Here is a 17,281-nt window from a genome sequence, read left to right as displayed (position 1 = left end):
AATGGAAACCATGAGGATGCGCTGGGTTAGAGTTGGTGAATGAAGGGTGCTGCTGAGGGAAGGAGTCGGAGGTGGAATGATTGGGTGATGGCGGGAAGGGGTTAGAGGATAGTGATTGGAGCGAGGCCGAGAAGGATTCAGCGGATGAACGATTAAGAGCCATCACGGGAAGGAGTTAGGCGATGAATGAAGGGCTTAACGTGTTCGTCGGGTTAACACCGGGTCAACGGGAAGCCAGACTGCTGCGCTGCGGGCTCCATGCGGCAATGACTTCTGCGGGAGAGGGAAAGCCGAGGCAAGCGAAGGCTGGCAACTCTAATAAAAAGGCAGTAAATACATATGGTTCTGAACCAGAGAGCATTTCGCATAAACAGCGTTACCGGGTTAGTGTGTTCAATCTTGAGGTAATTCAGTTCCAGGCACTTGGTACAGGACAGGCTATGAGGAAGGACCTGCATAGCGGAGGTCTTCGAACTGCTGCTGAGCGGGAGACAGTCAATTCGGGATTTACAGGCGGAAACGGGCTTGGGAATGCAGGAAACGGCTTTGGCGCTTGGGATGGCCAGCAGGAGGGTAACAGTCTTCCGGTCATGCGGCGTGGAACAGCCGGATTGCTGCGGGGAACGGCGATACGTGCGCTTTACAGCTTGGGATTGGATAGTGGTGTGGTGTGGTTAACCGCTATGGGCGAGCGGCATTATGCAGTAGAGGATGTTATTCCGCTGCTTAACACACCTGGCCAGCCGCTGCCGGCGCCATTCCAGGCTGCTTCACAGGCGCTGGCCTTGGCACTGGCCGGGGAGCAGCCCGGCCGCCCCGGTCTGCTGATGGGCATGGACCCGGAGTTCCTCCTGCTCCGGGGGAGCTCCGGCCGCGTCGTGCCCGCGTCGCGGTTCCTGCCCCTGGATGGCGTCGCGGGCTGCGACGCCGGGCCCCCGGGAACACAGGGCATGTTCCCGGTCGCCGAGCTGCGCCCTGCACCGCGCGGGGAACCGCGCGCGCTGCTGGCTCAGCTGATGTCCGCCGCCAGGGCAGCGGACCGGCTTGTCGCCGACCGCTCGCTGAGCTGGCGTGCGGGAGGGATGCCGCTGAGAGGCTGGGCCCTCGGCGGCCATCTGCACTTCAGCGGCGTGACGCTGACGGCGCCGCTGCTGCGCGCGCTCGACAACTACCTCGCGCTGCCGCTGATGCTGCTCGAGGACGCCAGGGCGACTGCCCGGCGTCCGCGTTACGGCGTGCTCGGCGATTTCCGGATTCAGCCGCATGGCGGCTTCGAATACCGGACCCTGCCGAGCTTCCTGGTGTCCCCGGTCATCGCCAAAGGCGCGGTCTTCCTGGCTCACCTGATTGTGAGCCGCTACGAAGACCTTGCGCTGCGCCCGCTCGACCGGGAAGATCTGCATGCCGCTTATTACAGCGGCAACAAAACCCCGCTGCGCGCAGCTTTTATCCCGCTGCAGGCGCAGCTGAGGTCCCTTCGCGGCTATGCCCAGGCCGCCCGGTATGTTGAACCGCTGCTGGAGTACATCGCAGCAGAACGGACATGGGATGAGTCACGCGATATCCGCATGTTGTGGCAGGGTTGCTCACAGAGCACGCCGGTGTGAAGATCAAAGGTATTTATCCCTCTGATTTGCCGGCAAACCGCGCCGGTGCCCGAATCAATGGTCCTCAGCGCTTATCTTGTTAATTAGTTCCCGTAATAAACAAATTATAACGGCGGATTTAAATACATCATTGTCCATGAGCCGATGTCGCGGAAGCCCAACTTTTTGTAGATCAGGCCGGCTTGAGGATTATTGTAGAAAAGGCACAGGGATTTGCCTTCTGCAAGCATATCCGCGCACAGCTTAGCCATTAAGTGAGACGCTAGCCCTTGATTCCTGTATTGTGGATGAGTAGCCACAGCAACGATCATCGCCGACAGTGAATTCTCTGCAGAGGTGGATGCTGTGGCAATAATCTTCCCGTCCTGCTCTACGAAATAGGTTCGGCCCGTGCCGCTTTCCAGCGTTTTGTGCAGACTTTTCCGCGAATCATCAGGTCTGCTGAGAAATTCCTCAATCTGATCTGTCAGTGTACAGATGGCATCGACATGTTGAATCGTCGCCTTTTGGATGGCAAGTGAAGCAGCTGTAGCGGGGCGTGGGACTTCTCCCAATTCCTTCAGCTCCGCGAAGTACATTTGCTTTTCATCCCGGATATTCATCCGTTCTCTAAAAGCCTGCACAACATCTGTAGCCCCGGATATCATTTCAGCCTCTTTATTCAAGCGCACCAGCCCGGCAAAACCGTCCACGTCAAACGGGCCTTCGGCATAAGGCAGATAACTGTTATAGTAACGGACCAGTATTGCTTTTAGCGGACCATCCGGAGAATTACATTCACCCCACAGCTCCAAAAACTCCTGATCAAAGCCAAAGTTCTCCACGTCCCCGATAATATACAGGTTGATTGCCGGATTGCGGCCAACGAGCTCCATCAGCCGTGTCCGGTCAGCTTCATGCAATTTTCGTATCATCCCAAATCCGCTCCTTGTCTGCGTTAGAAATTGTTGTCTGCCCATAATCTTACATTATAATATTGGACTGGTCATTTGTCTGTCGTCTTTTGCTCACCGGACTACTGGTAATAATGATTAATGATTTGGCAGAGTAACTTTGCTATGCGAGTTTCTGGTATAATAGAGAATACAGAAGAATTGGCATGGAGGTTAACAATGGCAAAATATACGCCGATGATCGAGCAATATTTAAAGGTAAAGGAAGGGGCGCAGGACGCATTCCTTTTTTTCCGGCTGGGCGATTTCTATGAAATGTTCTTTGATGATGCGCTTCTTGCCTCGAAGGAGCTTGAGATAACGTTAACCGGCCGGGAGGGCGGCGGTGATGAGAAGATTCCGATGTGTGGGGTGCCTTATCATGCAGCCGAAGGTTACATACAGCGTTTGATTGAAAAAGGCTACAAAGTCGCGATCTGTGAGCAGCTGGATGATCCGGCTGTAACCAAAGGTATGGTGCGGCGTGATATCGTTCGTGTGGTGACACCGGGGACCGTTATGGACGGGAAGATTATTACGGATAAAAGCAATAATTATCTCGTGTGTGTCACTGAAGATGACGGAATGATGGCACTGGCCGCCTGCGATCTGACGACAGGAGAGCTGTACGTGACGTCTGTTCTGTCAGGAGCCGAGTGGCTGCGTGACGAGATTGGCATTTATGAACCAGCGGAGATTATCGGGGATGCCGCACTGCTGGATCAGCTCCGCAGTGAAGCTTCATTGCTGGCCAAGCCTGTAGTGTACACCCCTTGGGATAAACGGGAAGAGGAATTGGCCCGCCGCCAGTTCGGTGAAGCAGCATGGGTGCGCCTGGAGAAGGAGCGTGGCCAATGTCTGGCGCTCCTGATCTCCTATTTAAGCGAAACCCAGCGCCGTTCGCTCGGTCAGCTGAGCCAGATTTCACCGTATGAACCCGGGAACTATATGATTCTTGATCCGTTCACCCGCCGCAATCTGGAATTGACCGAGACCGTGCGTGAACGCTCCAAAAAAGGCTCACTGCTCTGGCTGCTGGACCGCACCGAAACCTCGATGGGCGGCCGCCTGCTGCGCCGGAGAATTGATAAGCCGCTGCTGCAGCGCGCTCCGATTGAGCGGAGGCTGGAAGCTGTCGATTATTTATATAACCAGTTTATCGTACGCGAAGATCTCCGTGGAGCTCTCAAGGAGATTTATGACCTGGAACGGCTGGTCGGACGCATTGCATTCGGCAGTGCCAACGGCCGCGATATGAATGCACTCAAGCTGTCATTGGCGCAGATTCCGTCACTCAAGGATATGTGCCTGACCTCCGGGTCCGCGACACTACGGGAAATCGGAGCTTCTATGGATGAGTGCGCCGAACTGCGTGATGACATTGATATGGCCATTGTTGAAGATGCGCCGGTGTCGGTGCGGGACGGCGGAATCATCCGGACAGGCTATCATGAGCGTCTGGATGAGCTGCGGGAAGCCAGCACGAGCGGCAAGCGCTGGATTGCCGAGCTGGAGGCGAAGGAGCGGGTCGCAACAGGCATTAAGTCCCTGAAGATCGGCTATAACAAAATCTTCGGCTATTATATTGAAATCACCCGTTCGAACCTCTCTTCCCTGCCTGAAGGCAGATATGAGCGTAAGCAGACGCTGGCGAATGCCGAGCGCTATGTTACACCGGAACTCAAAGAGAAAGAAGCTTTAATTCTGGAAGCACAGGATAAGATGACTGATCTGGAATACAGTCTTTTTACCGAGCTGCGTGACCGAATTGCCGCACAAATTCCGCGCCTGCAGGCATTGGCTGAAAAAGTCGCGGAAATCGATGTTTATCAATGCCTCGCAGCTGTCAGCGCCGAGCATCGTTTTGTAAAGCCTAAGCTGTCGGACGGGTATGACCTGCGGCTGGAGGGCGGACGCCACCCTGTGGTGGAAGCGGTGCTGAAGGATTCTGCCTTTATTGCCAACGGCAGTACACTCAGTAAGGACGAAGGGAATATTCTGCTGATTACCGGACCCAATATGGCCGGTAAGAGCACCTATATGCGCCAAGTAGCTCTCATCTGTATCCTGGCGCAAATCGGTTGTTTCGTGCCGGCAACGAGTGCTGAGGTGCCGCTGATCGACCGGATCTTTACCCGGATCGGAGCAGCGGATGACCTGATCGGCGGGCAGAGCACTTTCATGGTGGAGATGGCTGATATTCAGGTCATGACCGAGAAAGCAACTTCACGCAGTCTGATTATCATCGACGAGCTGGGCCGGGGAACTTCGACCAGCGAGGGCATGGCGATTGCCCAGGCGGTTATTGAATATGTGCATGATACAATTGCCTGCAAAGCGCTTGTCTCCACGCATTTTCATGAGCTGGCTCATCTGGAGGAGAGTCTCCAGGGGCTGAGTAACTATTCAATGGCTGTTCAGGAAAGCGGGGACAAAGTAAACTTCCTGCGCAAGCTCGTGCCTGGAGCAGCTGACAGCAGTTACGGCATCTACTGCGCACGGCTGGCAGGACTGCCTGAAGGCATTATTGACCGGGCGTACGGATTACTCCAAAGCATTGAACAGGCCGCGCCTCAGGGAAGGAAAACGCTGAATTATGGCTCCGGGTATGAGGGACAGAGCCTGCCTGGCGAAGTCCGAGAGGAGGTTCAGCAATCACCTGGACAGCCGCAGGGCAGCTACGCTGTGCCGACAATGGATTCTTTGCAGACAGTGAATTCACACTCCGCTTCCGTAGCTCTTTCCAGTGGTTCGGCTTATGCCGAGTCTGCCGTTTCGCTTGCTTCCTTTGAAGATGCCGCAGAACAGGAAGTAGTCCAACTGTCGATTTTCGGGGAAGAAGAGCCGCGTAAGGGCCGGAAGGGCAGTGCTGAACCCGTGTCTGCACCTACAGTGAAGGAGAATCCTGTGGTAAAAGAGCTGGTCGCTGCCGTACAGGGCGCAGACCTGATGAATATGACCCCGCTGCAGGCCATGAGTCTGCTGAACGAGCTGAAATTGAAAGCTAAAGGACTATAATAGTGCGGCAGTTGCCTGATAAAAATTTCTATATAGATTGAACATGAAAATATGCATTTTTGGAAAAGTGGCCGAGGGGAATTTTGGAACAGTAGGAGCGTTAGCGTCCGCCTTTGTCTGCGGATTTCTACCGCTAATTATAGTAAAATCAAGAAATCTGCAGGCGGGCAGCGGACGAAAGTCCAAACATTCTCTGTAGTCACGGCTAATCCCAAAATAAATAATCATAGGTTCAATTTATATAACCGCGAGGTGAACGATTCATGGCCAAAATTCATGTGCTGGACGAGCATATTGCCAACCAGATTGCTGCCGGAGAGGTAGTGGAACGGCCTGCTTCTGTGGTAAAGGAGCTGGTGGAGAACGCGATTGATGCCGGCAGTACCCGTATCGAGGTTGCGGTCGAGGAAGGCGGCCTGCAGAGCATCCGGGTGAAAGACAACGGCTCAGGCATTGAGCCGGAGGATTGCGAGACTGCCTTCTACCGGCATGCAACGAGTAAGATTGCCAATGGCCGTGATTTGTTCCAGATCACCAGCCTCGGGTTCCGGGGCGAAGCACTGCCCAGTATCGCGGCTGTGTCTAAGGTATCCTTGCTGACCGCAAGCAGCGAAGACGGCAAAGGCAGAGTGATCGATATCGAAGGCGGTAAGCTGATCCGGAATGAAGATAATCCGTCCGGCAAGGGCAGTGATCTGGCTGTGCGGGAATTATTTTTCAATACACCGGCAAGGCTGAAATATATGAAGAGTATCCAGACTGAGCTCGGGCATATATCGGATGCAATGTACCGGATGGCTTTGGCACACCCGAATATCTCCTTTACATTGCATCATAACGGCAACCAGCTGCTTCATACCCTCGGCAACGGTGATCTGCTTCAGGTCATCGCTGCCGTCTACGGTACATCCGCTGCGAAGGCGATGCTGCCAGTGAGTGCAGAAGATCCGGATTACCGGATTTCCGGTTACATCAGCCGTCCGGAGTGGACCCGTTCCAACCGGAATGCGGTCACCACGATTGTGGGCGGCCGTTATATCCGCAGCAACGGCCTAAACGCGGCGATCCTGCGGGCGTATCATACGCTGCTGCCGATCAACCGTTTTCCCCTGCTCGTGCTGCAGTTTGATATGCATCCGTCGCTTGTGGATGTCAATGTGCATCCGGCGAAGCTGGAGGTCCGCTTCAGTAAGGAAAATGAGCTGTATGCCTTTGTTGAACATGAGCTCCGCAAGGTTCTGCTCGGCCAAAGTCTGATCCCCCGCCCCGGCAAAGAAATACTTGGGGGGAAAGGCAGCAGCTCGTTCATACAGGAGCAGTTCGCCTTCAATAAAGGAACTGCAATTCAGCCATCGGAATCTGCCGCAGGAACTCCAGGATCACAGGATGTGCCCGGCCCTGCAGGAGTGTCATATACACGCGTATCCGGCAACAACCCCACCTCACCGGAGGTTAGCCGTGGCGGCGGTGAGAGCAGCGCGCCGCTGTTCGGCAGCGTCCGCGATCAGCGGCCAAGGCAGGCTCAGCCTTTCCAGCCGCAGGCCAGGGAAAGTGCGTCCGCGTATAGTGGCAGCTATCCCCAGAACTCGGCACATCCCCGGCCAAGCGAGAGCGGTAGCAGCTACCGGCAGCCGGCAGCGGCAATGCCCGGGCGGGGAAGCCTGCCTTCGGCAGAAGAGCTTTACGCGCCAAGCGGGAATGGCGATTCCGGCCTGCCGCAGTTTCCTGAGCTGAACTACATTGGCCAGCATCACGGCACTTATATTATTGCCCAGAATGACAGCGGGCTGTATCTTATCGACCAGCACGCTGCACATGAACGGATTAACTACGAATATTACTATGAGAAGTTCGGTCGTCCGGAGGATGCCTCGCAGGAGCTGCTGCTGCCCATTACTCTGGAGTTTACTCCATCGGAGAGCCGCCAGCTCAGCGAGCGGCTTCACTGGTTCCAGCAGGCTGGAGTCTATCTGGAGCATTTCGGCGGCCAGACGTTCCTGGTCCGCTCTTTGCCTTACTGGTTCCCGGAGGGGGAAGAGAAGGCACTAGTGGAAGAGATGGCAGAATGGGTGCTGAGCGAACGTTCGATTGACCTGGCGAAGCTGCGCGAGAAATCATCTATTCTATGCTCCTGCAAGGCTTCAATTAAAGCTAACCAGAAATTGACGGAGCCGGAAGTAGAGGCGCTCTTATCACGGCTGGCAGCCTGTAAGCAGCCCTATACCTGCCCCCATGGACGGCCGATCGTTGTATCCTTCTCCGCTTATGATTTAGAGAAGCTGTTCAAACGTGTCATGTAATAAAGATAAAGAAGGCAGCAGATCGGAGGCATCATGATTATAACCACGGGCTTTGACCCGATACCGGAAATCGTTCAGCGGGCTGTAAGTCTGGCAGAGCATACCGGTGCAACATTTGCGCCGCGGGGCAAAATGTCCATGAAGAAGCTGGTGGACCGTTACAGGGATGAGGAGATCCTGGTAGTGCTCCAGGAGGCAGTCCGGCTGATTACACCGGGAATGCCTCCAATGGAGTTCCATCCCAGCATGGGCTTTGTCCGGGCGAAACGGATATTGAAAGGTGAGCCTGATCCTATGATTGAAGCTGCAGGAATGCAGCCGGGAGACAGTGTGCTGGACTGCACAGCAGGCCTTGGGAGTGACTCGCTTCTATTTGCCGTGCACGGAGGAGCAGAGTCGGCTGTAACAGCACTGGAGAGCTCTCTGCCGCTCTATGCCCTGCTCCTGGAAGGCATGAGGCACTATACCTCTGGACAAATTAAGGTAAATGAAGCGCTGCGCCGTATCCAGGTGGTACACAGCGAGCATTTGCAGTATTTACGCGCTATGCCGGACAATAGCGTCGATATCGTTTATTTTGACCCGATGTTTAGGGTTCCCTTAATGGATTCCTCAGCGATTTCGCCGCTGCGTCAATTTGCTAATACGGCAGCCCTTTCGGCAGAGAGTGTCACAGAAGCGGTCCGGATAGCCCGGAAAACCGTCCTGCTCAAGGAGAAGGCGTTAAGCAGCGAATTTGCCCGGCTTGGTTTTGAGGAACTTCTCCGGGGGAGTGCTAAAATATCGTACGGGGTGATACACATTGACAACTGAGACTAAACGCAAAGTTCTGGTGCTGCTGGGACCTACTGCTGTGGGCAAAACCAGGCTGAGCCTGGAGCTGGCGGCGGCTTATAACGCCGAAATCATTTCGGGAGATTCCATGCAGGTTTATCGCGGAATGGATATCGGCACAGCCAAGATCACATCCGCTGAAATGAAAGGCATTCCCCATCATCTGATCGATATTCATGACCCTGAGGATGCCTATTCGGCTGCCGAATTTCAGGAACAGGGCAAAAGGCTGATTGAAGAGATCAGTGCCAGAGGCAAGCTGCCCTTTATAGTTGGCGGAACGGGGCTGTATATCGAGTCCCTGTGCTACGGATTCCGCTTCTCTGAGGCGGTTGCTGATGAGGCTTTCCGGAGTGAGCAGGATGCGTTTGCAGAAGAGCACGGGGCAGAGGCGCTGCATGCCCGGCTTGCTGCCGTAGACCCGGCCAGTGCTGCCCGGCTTCATCCCAATGACCGACGCCGGATTATCCGCGCGCTGGAAATTCATCACCAGACCAAGGTCACCCTTTCTGCTGCCCAGGCAGACCAGAAGAAAGAATCCCCGTACGAGCTGTGTCTTATAGGTCTTACTATGGACCGAAAGATCCTATATAAGCGTATTGAGGACCGTATTGACCAGATGCTGGAACAGGGGTTAATCCAAGAAGTGCAAGGGCTGCTGGATAAGGGCTACAACAGAAGCCTGGTATCGATGCAGGGCCTGGGCTATAAGGAAATAGCGGCTTATCTGGCTGGAGAGCTTACTTACGACGAAGCAGTTACACTTCTCAAACGCGATACCCGCCGGTTCGCCAAAAGGCAGCTGTCCTGGTTCCGTCATATGAAGGAAATACAGTGGATTGAAGATTTTAATGAACAGAATTATCCGGAGAATCTTGTGAAAATACGTGAGATTATCTACCGCCGTTTTGAGAGTACACATTGATACAATAATTATTGCTAATATGATCTGCAGCATTGAGATGCCTGTAAAGTGTGTGTATGCGCACTCTAAGGCATCTTTTTTATTTTTATCAAAATAAGTTCAAAAGCAGCTATATTTCTCTGAAACTTGCCTAGCACTAACAACTAACTTTTTTAATAGAATGCTATTGGAATTCATAATTGTAAGGAGGCGGGCACAGGATGCAAAAGCGAAGTTCTACTCTTAAGCAAAAGCCAAAATATCCTAAACGGGCTCAGCGGCATGTGCACGAATTTGAAGGCAGTACGAAACTGGCCGAAGAAGGCGCGGATCGGCATAACCACCGCTTCGCAGGAGTTACCGGGCAGGCAATCCGGGTCGGAAGCAGTCATGTTCATGAAATTGATTTCAGCAGAACAGATTTCGCCGGTCATTTTCACAATCTGAAAAAGGTCCGGACAGGACCGGCAATATCCGTTGGCAATGGTAAGCACGTTCACTTTGTAACAGGACAGACCACACTGAACGACGGGCATGTCCACCCGTTTAATTTCGCGACATTAATCCAATCTCCGCTTCTTTAATCTATGAATGAAGCCCCACCAGTCCTTAGACAGGCGGGGTTATTGACGTTTAATCATCAGCCAAAAGCGGCGAGATTGACGGGAAGGGGGTCGAAGATTTAACATATACGTGAGAGAACAGATTATGATCAAACAATTATACACATCGAATAAGACAGTCCGCACTATCTGCTTAATTGATGTAACTGCATATTACGTGGTATAATAGCAGGAAAGTTTCTCTCAGGTGTTGAATATACTTCTGAACAATCTAATTGAACCATTGGGGGTACGTCATATGAACAAGTCCATTAACATCCAAGATACGTTCTTGAACCAGCTGCGTAAAGAGAATATCCCTGCTACAGTATATTTAACCAACGGCTTTCAAATCCGGGGAATCATTAAAGCGTTTGACAATTTTACAATTGTCATCGATAGTGACGGACGCCAGCAAATGGTGTACAAGCATGCCATCTCGACCTTCACACCGCAGCGCAGCGTCTCTTTGATGCAGGATAGCGGCAACGAAGAATAACATTTACTGTTTTAAAGCGAAACTTTTTTGTTTATAAACCGTTTGAATAGAGTGCGCGAGAGCAACCTGCGAAGGTTGTTCTTTTCATTCGTGCCGACAAATTTGAAGATATTTCCGAAAGGGAGTCAGGAGGCAGCATGTCCAGAGACGAAATATCCAGGACGAACAATAGAAACAGACAACCGAACCAGTCGAATTCCAAAGGGAAGTCTAAGAAAAAGAAAAAGTTTCTAACCAAGAAACGTGTGCTGTGGAGTTTATTTTTTGCAATGGCGCTGGCGATTTTCTGTGCGCTTGGAGGTTACCTGTTCATTATGCTCAATGGCCAGAAGCTGTTGAATGAGAATCAGGACAAACTAACGGTGAATCCGCCAACGCAAATTTTTGACCGGAATGCGAACCTGATCGGGGAGCTGTCGCTTGAGAAAAGCGATCCGGTCGAATACGAGGACATTCCGGAGCAGGTGATTAACGCCTTCGTCGCAACAGAGGATAAACGGTTCTTTGAACACAAGGGTGTAGATTTCTGGTCGATCGGCCGCGCAGCCGTAAAGGATATTGCAGCCCGCAGTATGGTGGAGGGCGGTAGTACCATTACCCAGCAGCTGGCCAAGAATATCTTCCTTACACGCGATAAGACCTTTTTCCGTAAAGCGACAGAGGTATCAATTGCTGTAGCTTTGGAGAATACAAAGACCAAACCTGAAATTATCACGATGTATCTTAACCGTATTCCCTTTGGCGGAACGGTGTACGGCATCAAGGCGGCATCGATCCGTTATTTCGGCAAGAGCAATCTGAAGGATCTGGAGCTGTGGCAAATTGCAACCCTGGCAGCGATGCCGAAGGGGCCTTCCCGCTACAACCCGCTCCGCAATCCTGAGCTCTCAAAAGAGCGCCGGGGAGTAGTCCTGCAGCTCATGTATGATCAGGGTTATATCACTAAGGAACAGATGGACGAGGCTAAAGTGGTGGATTACAACTACAAGCCGCCGGAAAGCAAGCAGCGCTATCAGGCATTTATTGATTTTGCCATTGATGAAGCAGAAGAGAAATTCGGACTGACAGAGGATGATTTGAACATCGGCGGCTACAAAATCTATACCACGATGGATAAGCATGCCCAGGAAACCGTGGAGGATGCTTTTGCCGACAGCGATAACTTTGAGGAAAGTGTGGACGATGAGCTTGTACAGGGCTCTATGACCATCATTAATCAGGAAAACGGCAGCATTGTCGCCCTGATGGGCGGACGCAATTATGAGAAAAAAGGCTTTAGCCGTGTTAACGGCAGCCGTCGTTCTCCGGGTTCCTCCTTTAAGCCGCTGGTTGCTTATGCGCCGGCTCTAGAATCTGGAAAGTTTACAAGCGAATCCATGCTCAGCAACGAGAAACAGTGCTTTGGCACCTACTGTCCGAACAACCTGCACGGGTACTCGTCAACGATCAGCATGAGCGCGGCGATTACGAAGTCAGAGAATATTCCGGCGGTTTGGCTGCTGAATGAAATCGGTGTGAACACCGGCTTCCAGTTTGCGAAAAAGCTTGGCATTAATCTGAGTGACGATGATAAGAATCTGTCGCTCGCGCTCGGTGGTATGAGTAAAGGAACGAATACACTGGAAATGGCCCAGGCCTACAGTTCTTTTGCCAACGGCGGGGAACTTAGGGAAGCCTATTCGATTAAGTCGATTGCCAACAGCGACGGAGAAACGGTCTATAAAGCGAACACTACACCTGAACGGGTAATGAGTGAGAATACGGCCTACCAGATGACACAAATGATGCAAGAGGTCGTAACTGACGGAACAGGTAAAAAAGCAAAAATCAACCGTCCAGTTGCCGGTAAGACCGGTACCACGCAAAGCGGTTACGAAGGAATCAGCTCTAACCGAGACGTCTGGTTCGTCGGGTATACACCGGAATGGACCGCAGCAGTCTGGATGGGGTATGACAAGCCCAACAAGACCCATCTGCTTAAGAACAGTAGCCCGCTTGCTGCTGCATTCTGGGGAAAGGTGATGGAAAAGGCGCTGGAGGGAGTTCCAAGCAAGTCGTTCCCTACACCTGAGGGTGCAGTGAAGACAGAACCAACAGCAACACCTGAAACGGTGCAGCCTGTGAACGGCTTAACTGCGGCATATGATCCATCCACGATGACCGTGAACCTCAGCTGGGAGCCTGCGCAGACGGAAGGCGTGGAATACCGCATCTACCGCCGCGAGACTTCAGAGGCTGATTATAGTCAGTTACTTAACACCATGTCTACCAGTGTAGGCGACATAAGTGCTATGCCTGGTTTGACGTATGAGTATTATGTGACGGCTTACTATCCTGAACTGGATACGGAAAGCGAGCCTTCCGGAGCTGTTACTGTTGCAGTACAGGATGAAGCCCCTACAACGGAGCCGGAACCGACGCTTGATCCCAATCAACCGACAGATAACCCTGGTAACGGTGAAAATAACGGGAACGGGAATGGTGCCGGAAACGGTGTTCCTGGCGGCAATAACGGTAATGGTAATGGTAATGGTAATGGTAATGGCAATGGCAATGGTGGAGGGAATGGGAACGGTAATGGTGCAGGGAATGGAGCCGGCAGCGGCGGAGCACCTACAAATCCCCCTGAGAGTACTACGACCCAGCCTCCGGCCACATTGGCACCGACTGCTACTCCGGTAGTTACACCGGGCAGCGGCAACGCCGGGCCGGTTGACGGTACCGAAGCGGGAGCGGATCCGGCAGCTCCATTGTAGAATTAAGTAGGAACATATATTAGAATGGCTTCTGCCAATCAGGCATAAATCCGGCGGCCGTACCTCTGAATCAATGGAGGTAGGGCTGCCCTTTTCTTTGTGCGGAGAACTGGGTGGTACAGATGGCAGTCGTATTTTGTAAGTCTTGTTTTGAGTGTGTCTGCCAAATGTGTTAAGCTGGATACACCATTATTCGAGAGGGTTATTCATATGAAACGTAAATTCGGAGACCGGGCCAACTGGCGCCGGATTACGCGCCGCCATTTTGCCTGCCGCTATGTGGAAACCCGGGAATTCAGCGGTTATATCACACTTTATACTATTTACGGGCTGAAGGAACCTCTGTGGAAGAGCTACGGCAGACATACATACCGTATCGCGGACAAAGGCTATTCATGGCTGCAGTATTTCCCCAAGGATAGTCATTATATTGTCACGGCAATGTTTGATGAACGGCAGAATATTGTACAATGGTACATAGACACCTGCAAGGTTCAGGGGGTTACAGATCAGGGAGTCCCCTGGTTTGATGATTTATATCTGGATGTTGTAGTACTGTGGAACGGTGAGGTATTTTTGCTCGATGAGGATGAGCTTGAGGAAGCACTGGAGCGGGAAGATATTACGGACAGTGACTATAATCTGGCCTGGGCAACAGCCAAGAGTATTCTGCGCAGCATAGACGCACACGCCTTTCCTTATTTTGCTCTTTCTCTGAAGCACCGTGCCGAATTGTTTCACCACGGAGAATTCAGGAGGAAATAGAAATGGAATGGTATGTATACCAAAAAGGCTCGTCTCCCATCCGCAAGGTATCCCGGAGAGGGCGTTCCAGACCGAAGCGCAACCTGCTGATCGCCTGTTTTATCCTGGTGGTTGCAGGTTTACTTTGGTGCGCGGCTGTCTTTAACATTATTAATAATGCGGAGACGACTACGCCGATGACGAAAGCGGATGCCGGCATTATTCTGGGGATGTCCATGTGGGGAGATGAACCTAGTCCGGGTCTCAAGGAGCGCCTGGATTATGGACTGAAGCTGTACAATGAAGGGATGTTCAGCCGCATTATCGTTTCCGGAGGTCTGGACAAGGCAGATTATAAATATACCGAGGCTCAAGGCATGAAGAATTATCTGGTGGCCCATGGTGTACCTGATGAGGCGATTCTGATGGAGAATGAATCTACCAGCACCTATGAGAATTTGAAATTCAGCCAAAAGATTATGCAGCAGGAGGGTATGAAGTCAGCTGTAGTCATTACCCATACTTTTCATGGGCAGCGTGCATTGGAGATCGCGAGGGAATTCGGCTATGCCTCACCGCAGCTGGGTCTGACAGAGTCTCAAACCATGTCCATGCTGAAATATAAGACCCGGGAAATTCTGGCTTATACCAAATGGAAAATGCAGCAGCTAACCATGTAATGAACGCAGTAAGTATAAATATCCCGAAACTGCTAATAAGACCTCAGTAGGCGGAATAGACTTGAGTTAGAGCAAGTCAGCCCTGGATAATGAGGTGAACAAGGTGAACGGACGCGTAGCAGCGGCAAGCGGACGGGAGGAAGGCAGACCGTCACGCCAGATTAATATTGTGCTGCGGAATCAAGAGCCACCTGCGGTAAACATTGCGGCAGGTGAACACAGCAGCGGGGCTGTGCCCACCAAAAATCACGGCCATAGCGGACTATTCCAGGAATTAAGCCGGGAACTTGATGCCCTTGTCGGCCTGGATAATATCAAGGAACTTGTATTTGAAATCTACGCGCTCCTGCAAGTCGCACAGATGCGCAGCGAGGCGGGGCTGGCCAGTGGCGGTCAGGCGTATCATATGGTTTTTAAGGGGAACCCCGGAACCGGTAAAACAACCGTGGCAAGGATCGTGGCTAAGCTGTTTCAACGGATGGGCGTATTGAGCAAAGGGCATCTGATCGAAGTAGAACGTGCGGATCTGGTAGGCGAATATATTGGACATACCGCACAAAAAACTCGAGACCTGGTAAAAAAGGCGCTTGGCGGCATCCTGTTTATCGATGAAGCCTACAGCCTCGCCCGGGGTGGAGATAAGGATTTTGGCAAGGAAGCCATAGATACTCTTGTTAAATCTATGGAAGATCACCGCAGCCAATTTGTGCTTATCCTGGCAGGGTATTCCGGTGAGATCGATTATTTCCTTATGAGTAATCCAGGCTTGCCATCGCGTTTTCCGATTCAGGTAGAGTTTCCCGACTACACGATCGATCAGCTGCTGCAGATTGCCGAGCTGATGGCCAAAGAGCGGGACTATATTTTAATGCCGCAGGCTATACTCAAACTAAAGCAGCATTTGCTGATTGAGAAGACGGAAAGTCTTCATGCTTTCAGTAATGCCCGTTATGTACGTAATTCCATTGAGAAGGCCGTACGGTCGCAAGCGGTGCGGCTGCTGAATCAATATGAGAGCAACAGCCCCGGCAAGCAAGAGCTAATGACGCTGCGGACAGAAGATTTCAAGCTATAGAAAAATAAATCCCAAGAGTTAAAAGGATAAGGAGTACTACATTCATGGCAATAACACATGATACGCAAACGGATGTTCAGGACCGGGCCATTCTGGTCAGTCTGGTCACAGACAAAATCAAACGCACGGGCTTCGATCCTGAGCTTTCACTGCAAGAATTGGTTCAACTGGCTGAGACGGCCGGGGTGGAGGTGCTGGATGTACTCCGCCAGAACAAGGAAACTCCCGATTCGAAATGGTTTATCGGCAAGGGCAAGGTAGAAGAGCTGCGGATGGCGGCAGACGGCCTAGGAGCCAATACGGCGATTTTTGACCAGGAGCTGTCAGGAGCCCAGGTCCGCAACCTTGAAGAAGCACTGGACCTAAAAATCATTGACCGTACGCAGCTGATCTTGGATATTTTTGCAGGGAGAGCTAAGACGCGGGAAGGTATCATCCAGGTGGAGCTGGCACAGCTCTCCTATCTGCTGCCCCGTCTGTCGGGTCACGGCAAGAATTTGTCCAGGCTTGGCGGCGGGATAGGCACCAGGGGTCCAGGGGAGAGCAAGCTGGAGACTGACCGCCGTCATATCCGGGACCGGATCACTGAACTGAAGCGCCAGCTGGATGATGTCGTCAAGACGCGTGAGCTGCACCGCGAACGCCGCCGCAAGAGCGGCGCTGTTCAGGTGGCGCTGGTCGGCTATACCAATGCCGGCAAATCCACGCTGCTGAAGCAGCTGACGGATGCCGATGTTTATATTGAGAACCAGCTGTTCGCTACACTGGATCCGACTTCGCGTGTCCTGCAGCTGCCTGCGGGCAAGGAAGTCGTGCTCACGGACACGGTAGGGTTCATTCAGAACCTGCCGCATGATTTGGTCGCCTCCTTCCGGGCAACTTTGGAAGAAGTAAACGAAGCCAATCTGGTGCTGCATGTAGTAGATGCCTCTTCCCCGATGCGTGAGGAGCAGATGGAGGTTGTGGATTCAATTCTCCAGGATCTCGGTGCTGCCGGCAAACCGAGGGTCGTTCTGTTTAATAAAAGCGATCTCTGCCAGCCGGAACAGCTGGAGATGCTGCCAACCGGTCAAGGCTATCTGAAGATCAGCGCTTTCAGCCCCGAGGATCTGACCCGTGTTACCGGACTGATCGCCGATGAGTTGGCTGGAGATACACTTGTCTTCCGGATTCCCGGAGACCGCGGGGACCTGTCTTCACTGCTGTACCGGGTCGGAGAGGTGCTGGAAACCAATTACGAAGAGAACGATGTGCTTTACAGCGTCCGCTTGAATAAAGAGGATTATGAAAAATGGGGATACAAGCTTGCTGAGTTTGTTGTACAGTAACT

Annotated in this window: 13 protein-coding genes; 12 read left to right on the top strand and 1 reads right to left on the bottom strand. The window is 52.3% G+C overall.

Annotation, left to right across the window (positions count from 1 at the left end):
* The first annotated feature begins 182 nt into the window (after window positions 1–182).
* Window positions 183–1,607 carry a putative amidoligase domain-containing protein gene (locus JRJ22_RS15595; protein ID WP_206100422.1) on the top strand — a complete coding sequence of 475 codons (1,425 nt, stop codon included), beginning with the start codon at window positions 183–185 and terminating at the stop codon, window positions 1,605–1,607.
* Between the two features lie 104 nt (window positions 1,608–1,711).
* Here JRJ22_RS15595 and JRJ22_RS15590 read toward each other — a convergent pair whose 3' ends face one another.
* Complete coding sequence (locus JRJ22_RS15590) at window positions 1,712–2,521, bottom strand: GNAT family N-acetyltransferase (protein WP_206100421.1); 810 nt, start codon at window positions 2,519–2,521, stop codon at window positions 1,712–1,714.
* 198 nt (window positions 2,522–2,719) lie between these two features.
* Here JRJ22_RS15590 and mutS point away from each other — a divergent pair, with 198 nt between their 5' ends.
* The 11 genes from mutS (at window position 2,720) to hflX (ending at window position 17,279) form a co-directional block, all read left to right on the top strand.
* Entirely contained in the window at window positions 2,720–5,557 is a 2,838-nt protein-coding gene (mutS, locus tag JRJ22_RS15585; RefSeq protein ID WP_206100420.1) for a DNA mismatch repair protein MutS, read from the top strand.
* A gap of 263 nt (window positions 5,558–5,820) precedes the next feature.
* Complete coding sequence (mutL, locus tag JRJ22_RS15580) at window positions 5,821–7,857, top strand: DNA mismatch repair endonuclease MutL (protein ID WP_206100419.1); 2,037 nt, start codon at window positions 5,821–5,823, stop codon at window positions 7,855–7,857.
* A gap of 33 nt (window positions 7,858–7,890) precedes the next feature.
* Entirely contained in the window at window positions 7,891–8,670 is a 780-nt protein-coding gene (locus tag JRJ22_RS15575) for a class I SAM-dependent methyltransferase (protein ID WP_206100418.1), read from the top strand.
* Complete coding sequence (gene miaA, locus JRJ22_RS15570) at window positions 8,660–9,616, top strand: tRNA (adenosine(37)-N6)-dimethylallyltransferase MiaA (RefSeq protein ID WP_206100417.1); 957 nt, start codon at window positions 8,660–8,662, stop codon at window positions 9,614–9,616. Before JRJ22_RS15575 ends, miaA begins: the two co-directional genes overlap by 11 nt.
* A gap of 200 nt (window positions 9,617–9,816) precedes the next feature.
* Entirely contained in the window at window positions 9,817–10,179 is a 363-nt protein-coding gene (locus JRJ22_RS15565; RefSeq protein ID WP_206100416.1) for a YmaF family protein, read from the top strand.
* 277 nt (window positions 10,180–10,456) lie between these two features.
* A complete protein-coding gene (hfq, locus tag JRJ22_RS15560) occupies window positions 10,457–10,696 on the top strand; it encodes an RNA chaperone Hfq (RefSeq protein WP_054940907.1) in 240 nt (79 codons plus the stop codon).
* Between the two features lie 137 nt (window positions 10,697–10,833).
* The gene (locus JRJ22_RS15555) at window positions 10,834–13,452 is read left to right on the top strand and encodes a transglycosylase domain-containing protein (RefSeq protein ID WP_206100415.1); all 2,619 of its coding nucleotides are present in this window, start codon (window positions 10,834–10,836) and stop codon (window positions 13,450–13,452) included.
* A gap of 210 nt (window positions 13,453–13,662) precedes the next feature.
* On the top strand, window positions 13,663–14,217 hold the full coding sequence (locus JRJ22_RS15550) for a ribonuclease FAU-1 family protein (protein WP_206100414.1): 555 nt from the start codon (window positions 13,663–13,665) through the stop codon (window positions 14,215–14,217).
* Between the two features lie 2 nt (window positions 14,218–14,219).
* Window positions 14,220–14,876 (top strand): YdcF family protein, encoded by a 657-nt coding sequence (locus JRJ22_RS15545; RefSeq protein ID WP_206100413.1) that lies wholly within the window; start codon window positions 14,220–14,222, stop codon window positions 14,874–14,876.
* Between the two features lie 103 nt (window positions 14,877–14,979).
* Entirely contained in the window at window positions 14,980–15,951 is a 972-nt protein-coding gene (locus JRJ22_RS15540; protein WP_206100412.1) for an AAA family ATPase, read from the top strand.
* 44 nt (window positions 15,952–15,995) lie between these two features.
* Window positions 15,996–17,279 (top strand): GTPase HflX, encoded by a 1,284-nt coding sequence (gene hflX, locus JRJ22_RS15535; protein ID WP_206100411.1) that lies wholly within the window; start codon window positions 15,996–15,998, stop codon window positions 17,277–17,279.
* The last annotated feature ends 2 nt before the right edge of the window (window positions 17,280–17,281 follow it).

Origin of the sequence: Paenibacillus tianjinensis (genome assembly GCF_017086365.1) — a bacterium.
In the GTDB taxonomy this organism is placed as follows: Bacteria; Bacillota; Bacilli; order Paenibacillales; family Paenibacillaceae; genus Paenibacillus_AQ; species Paenibacillus_AQ tianjinensis.
Note: the sequence above shows the minus strand (reverse complement) of the source record. Positions and strands in the feature narration are given on the sequence as shown.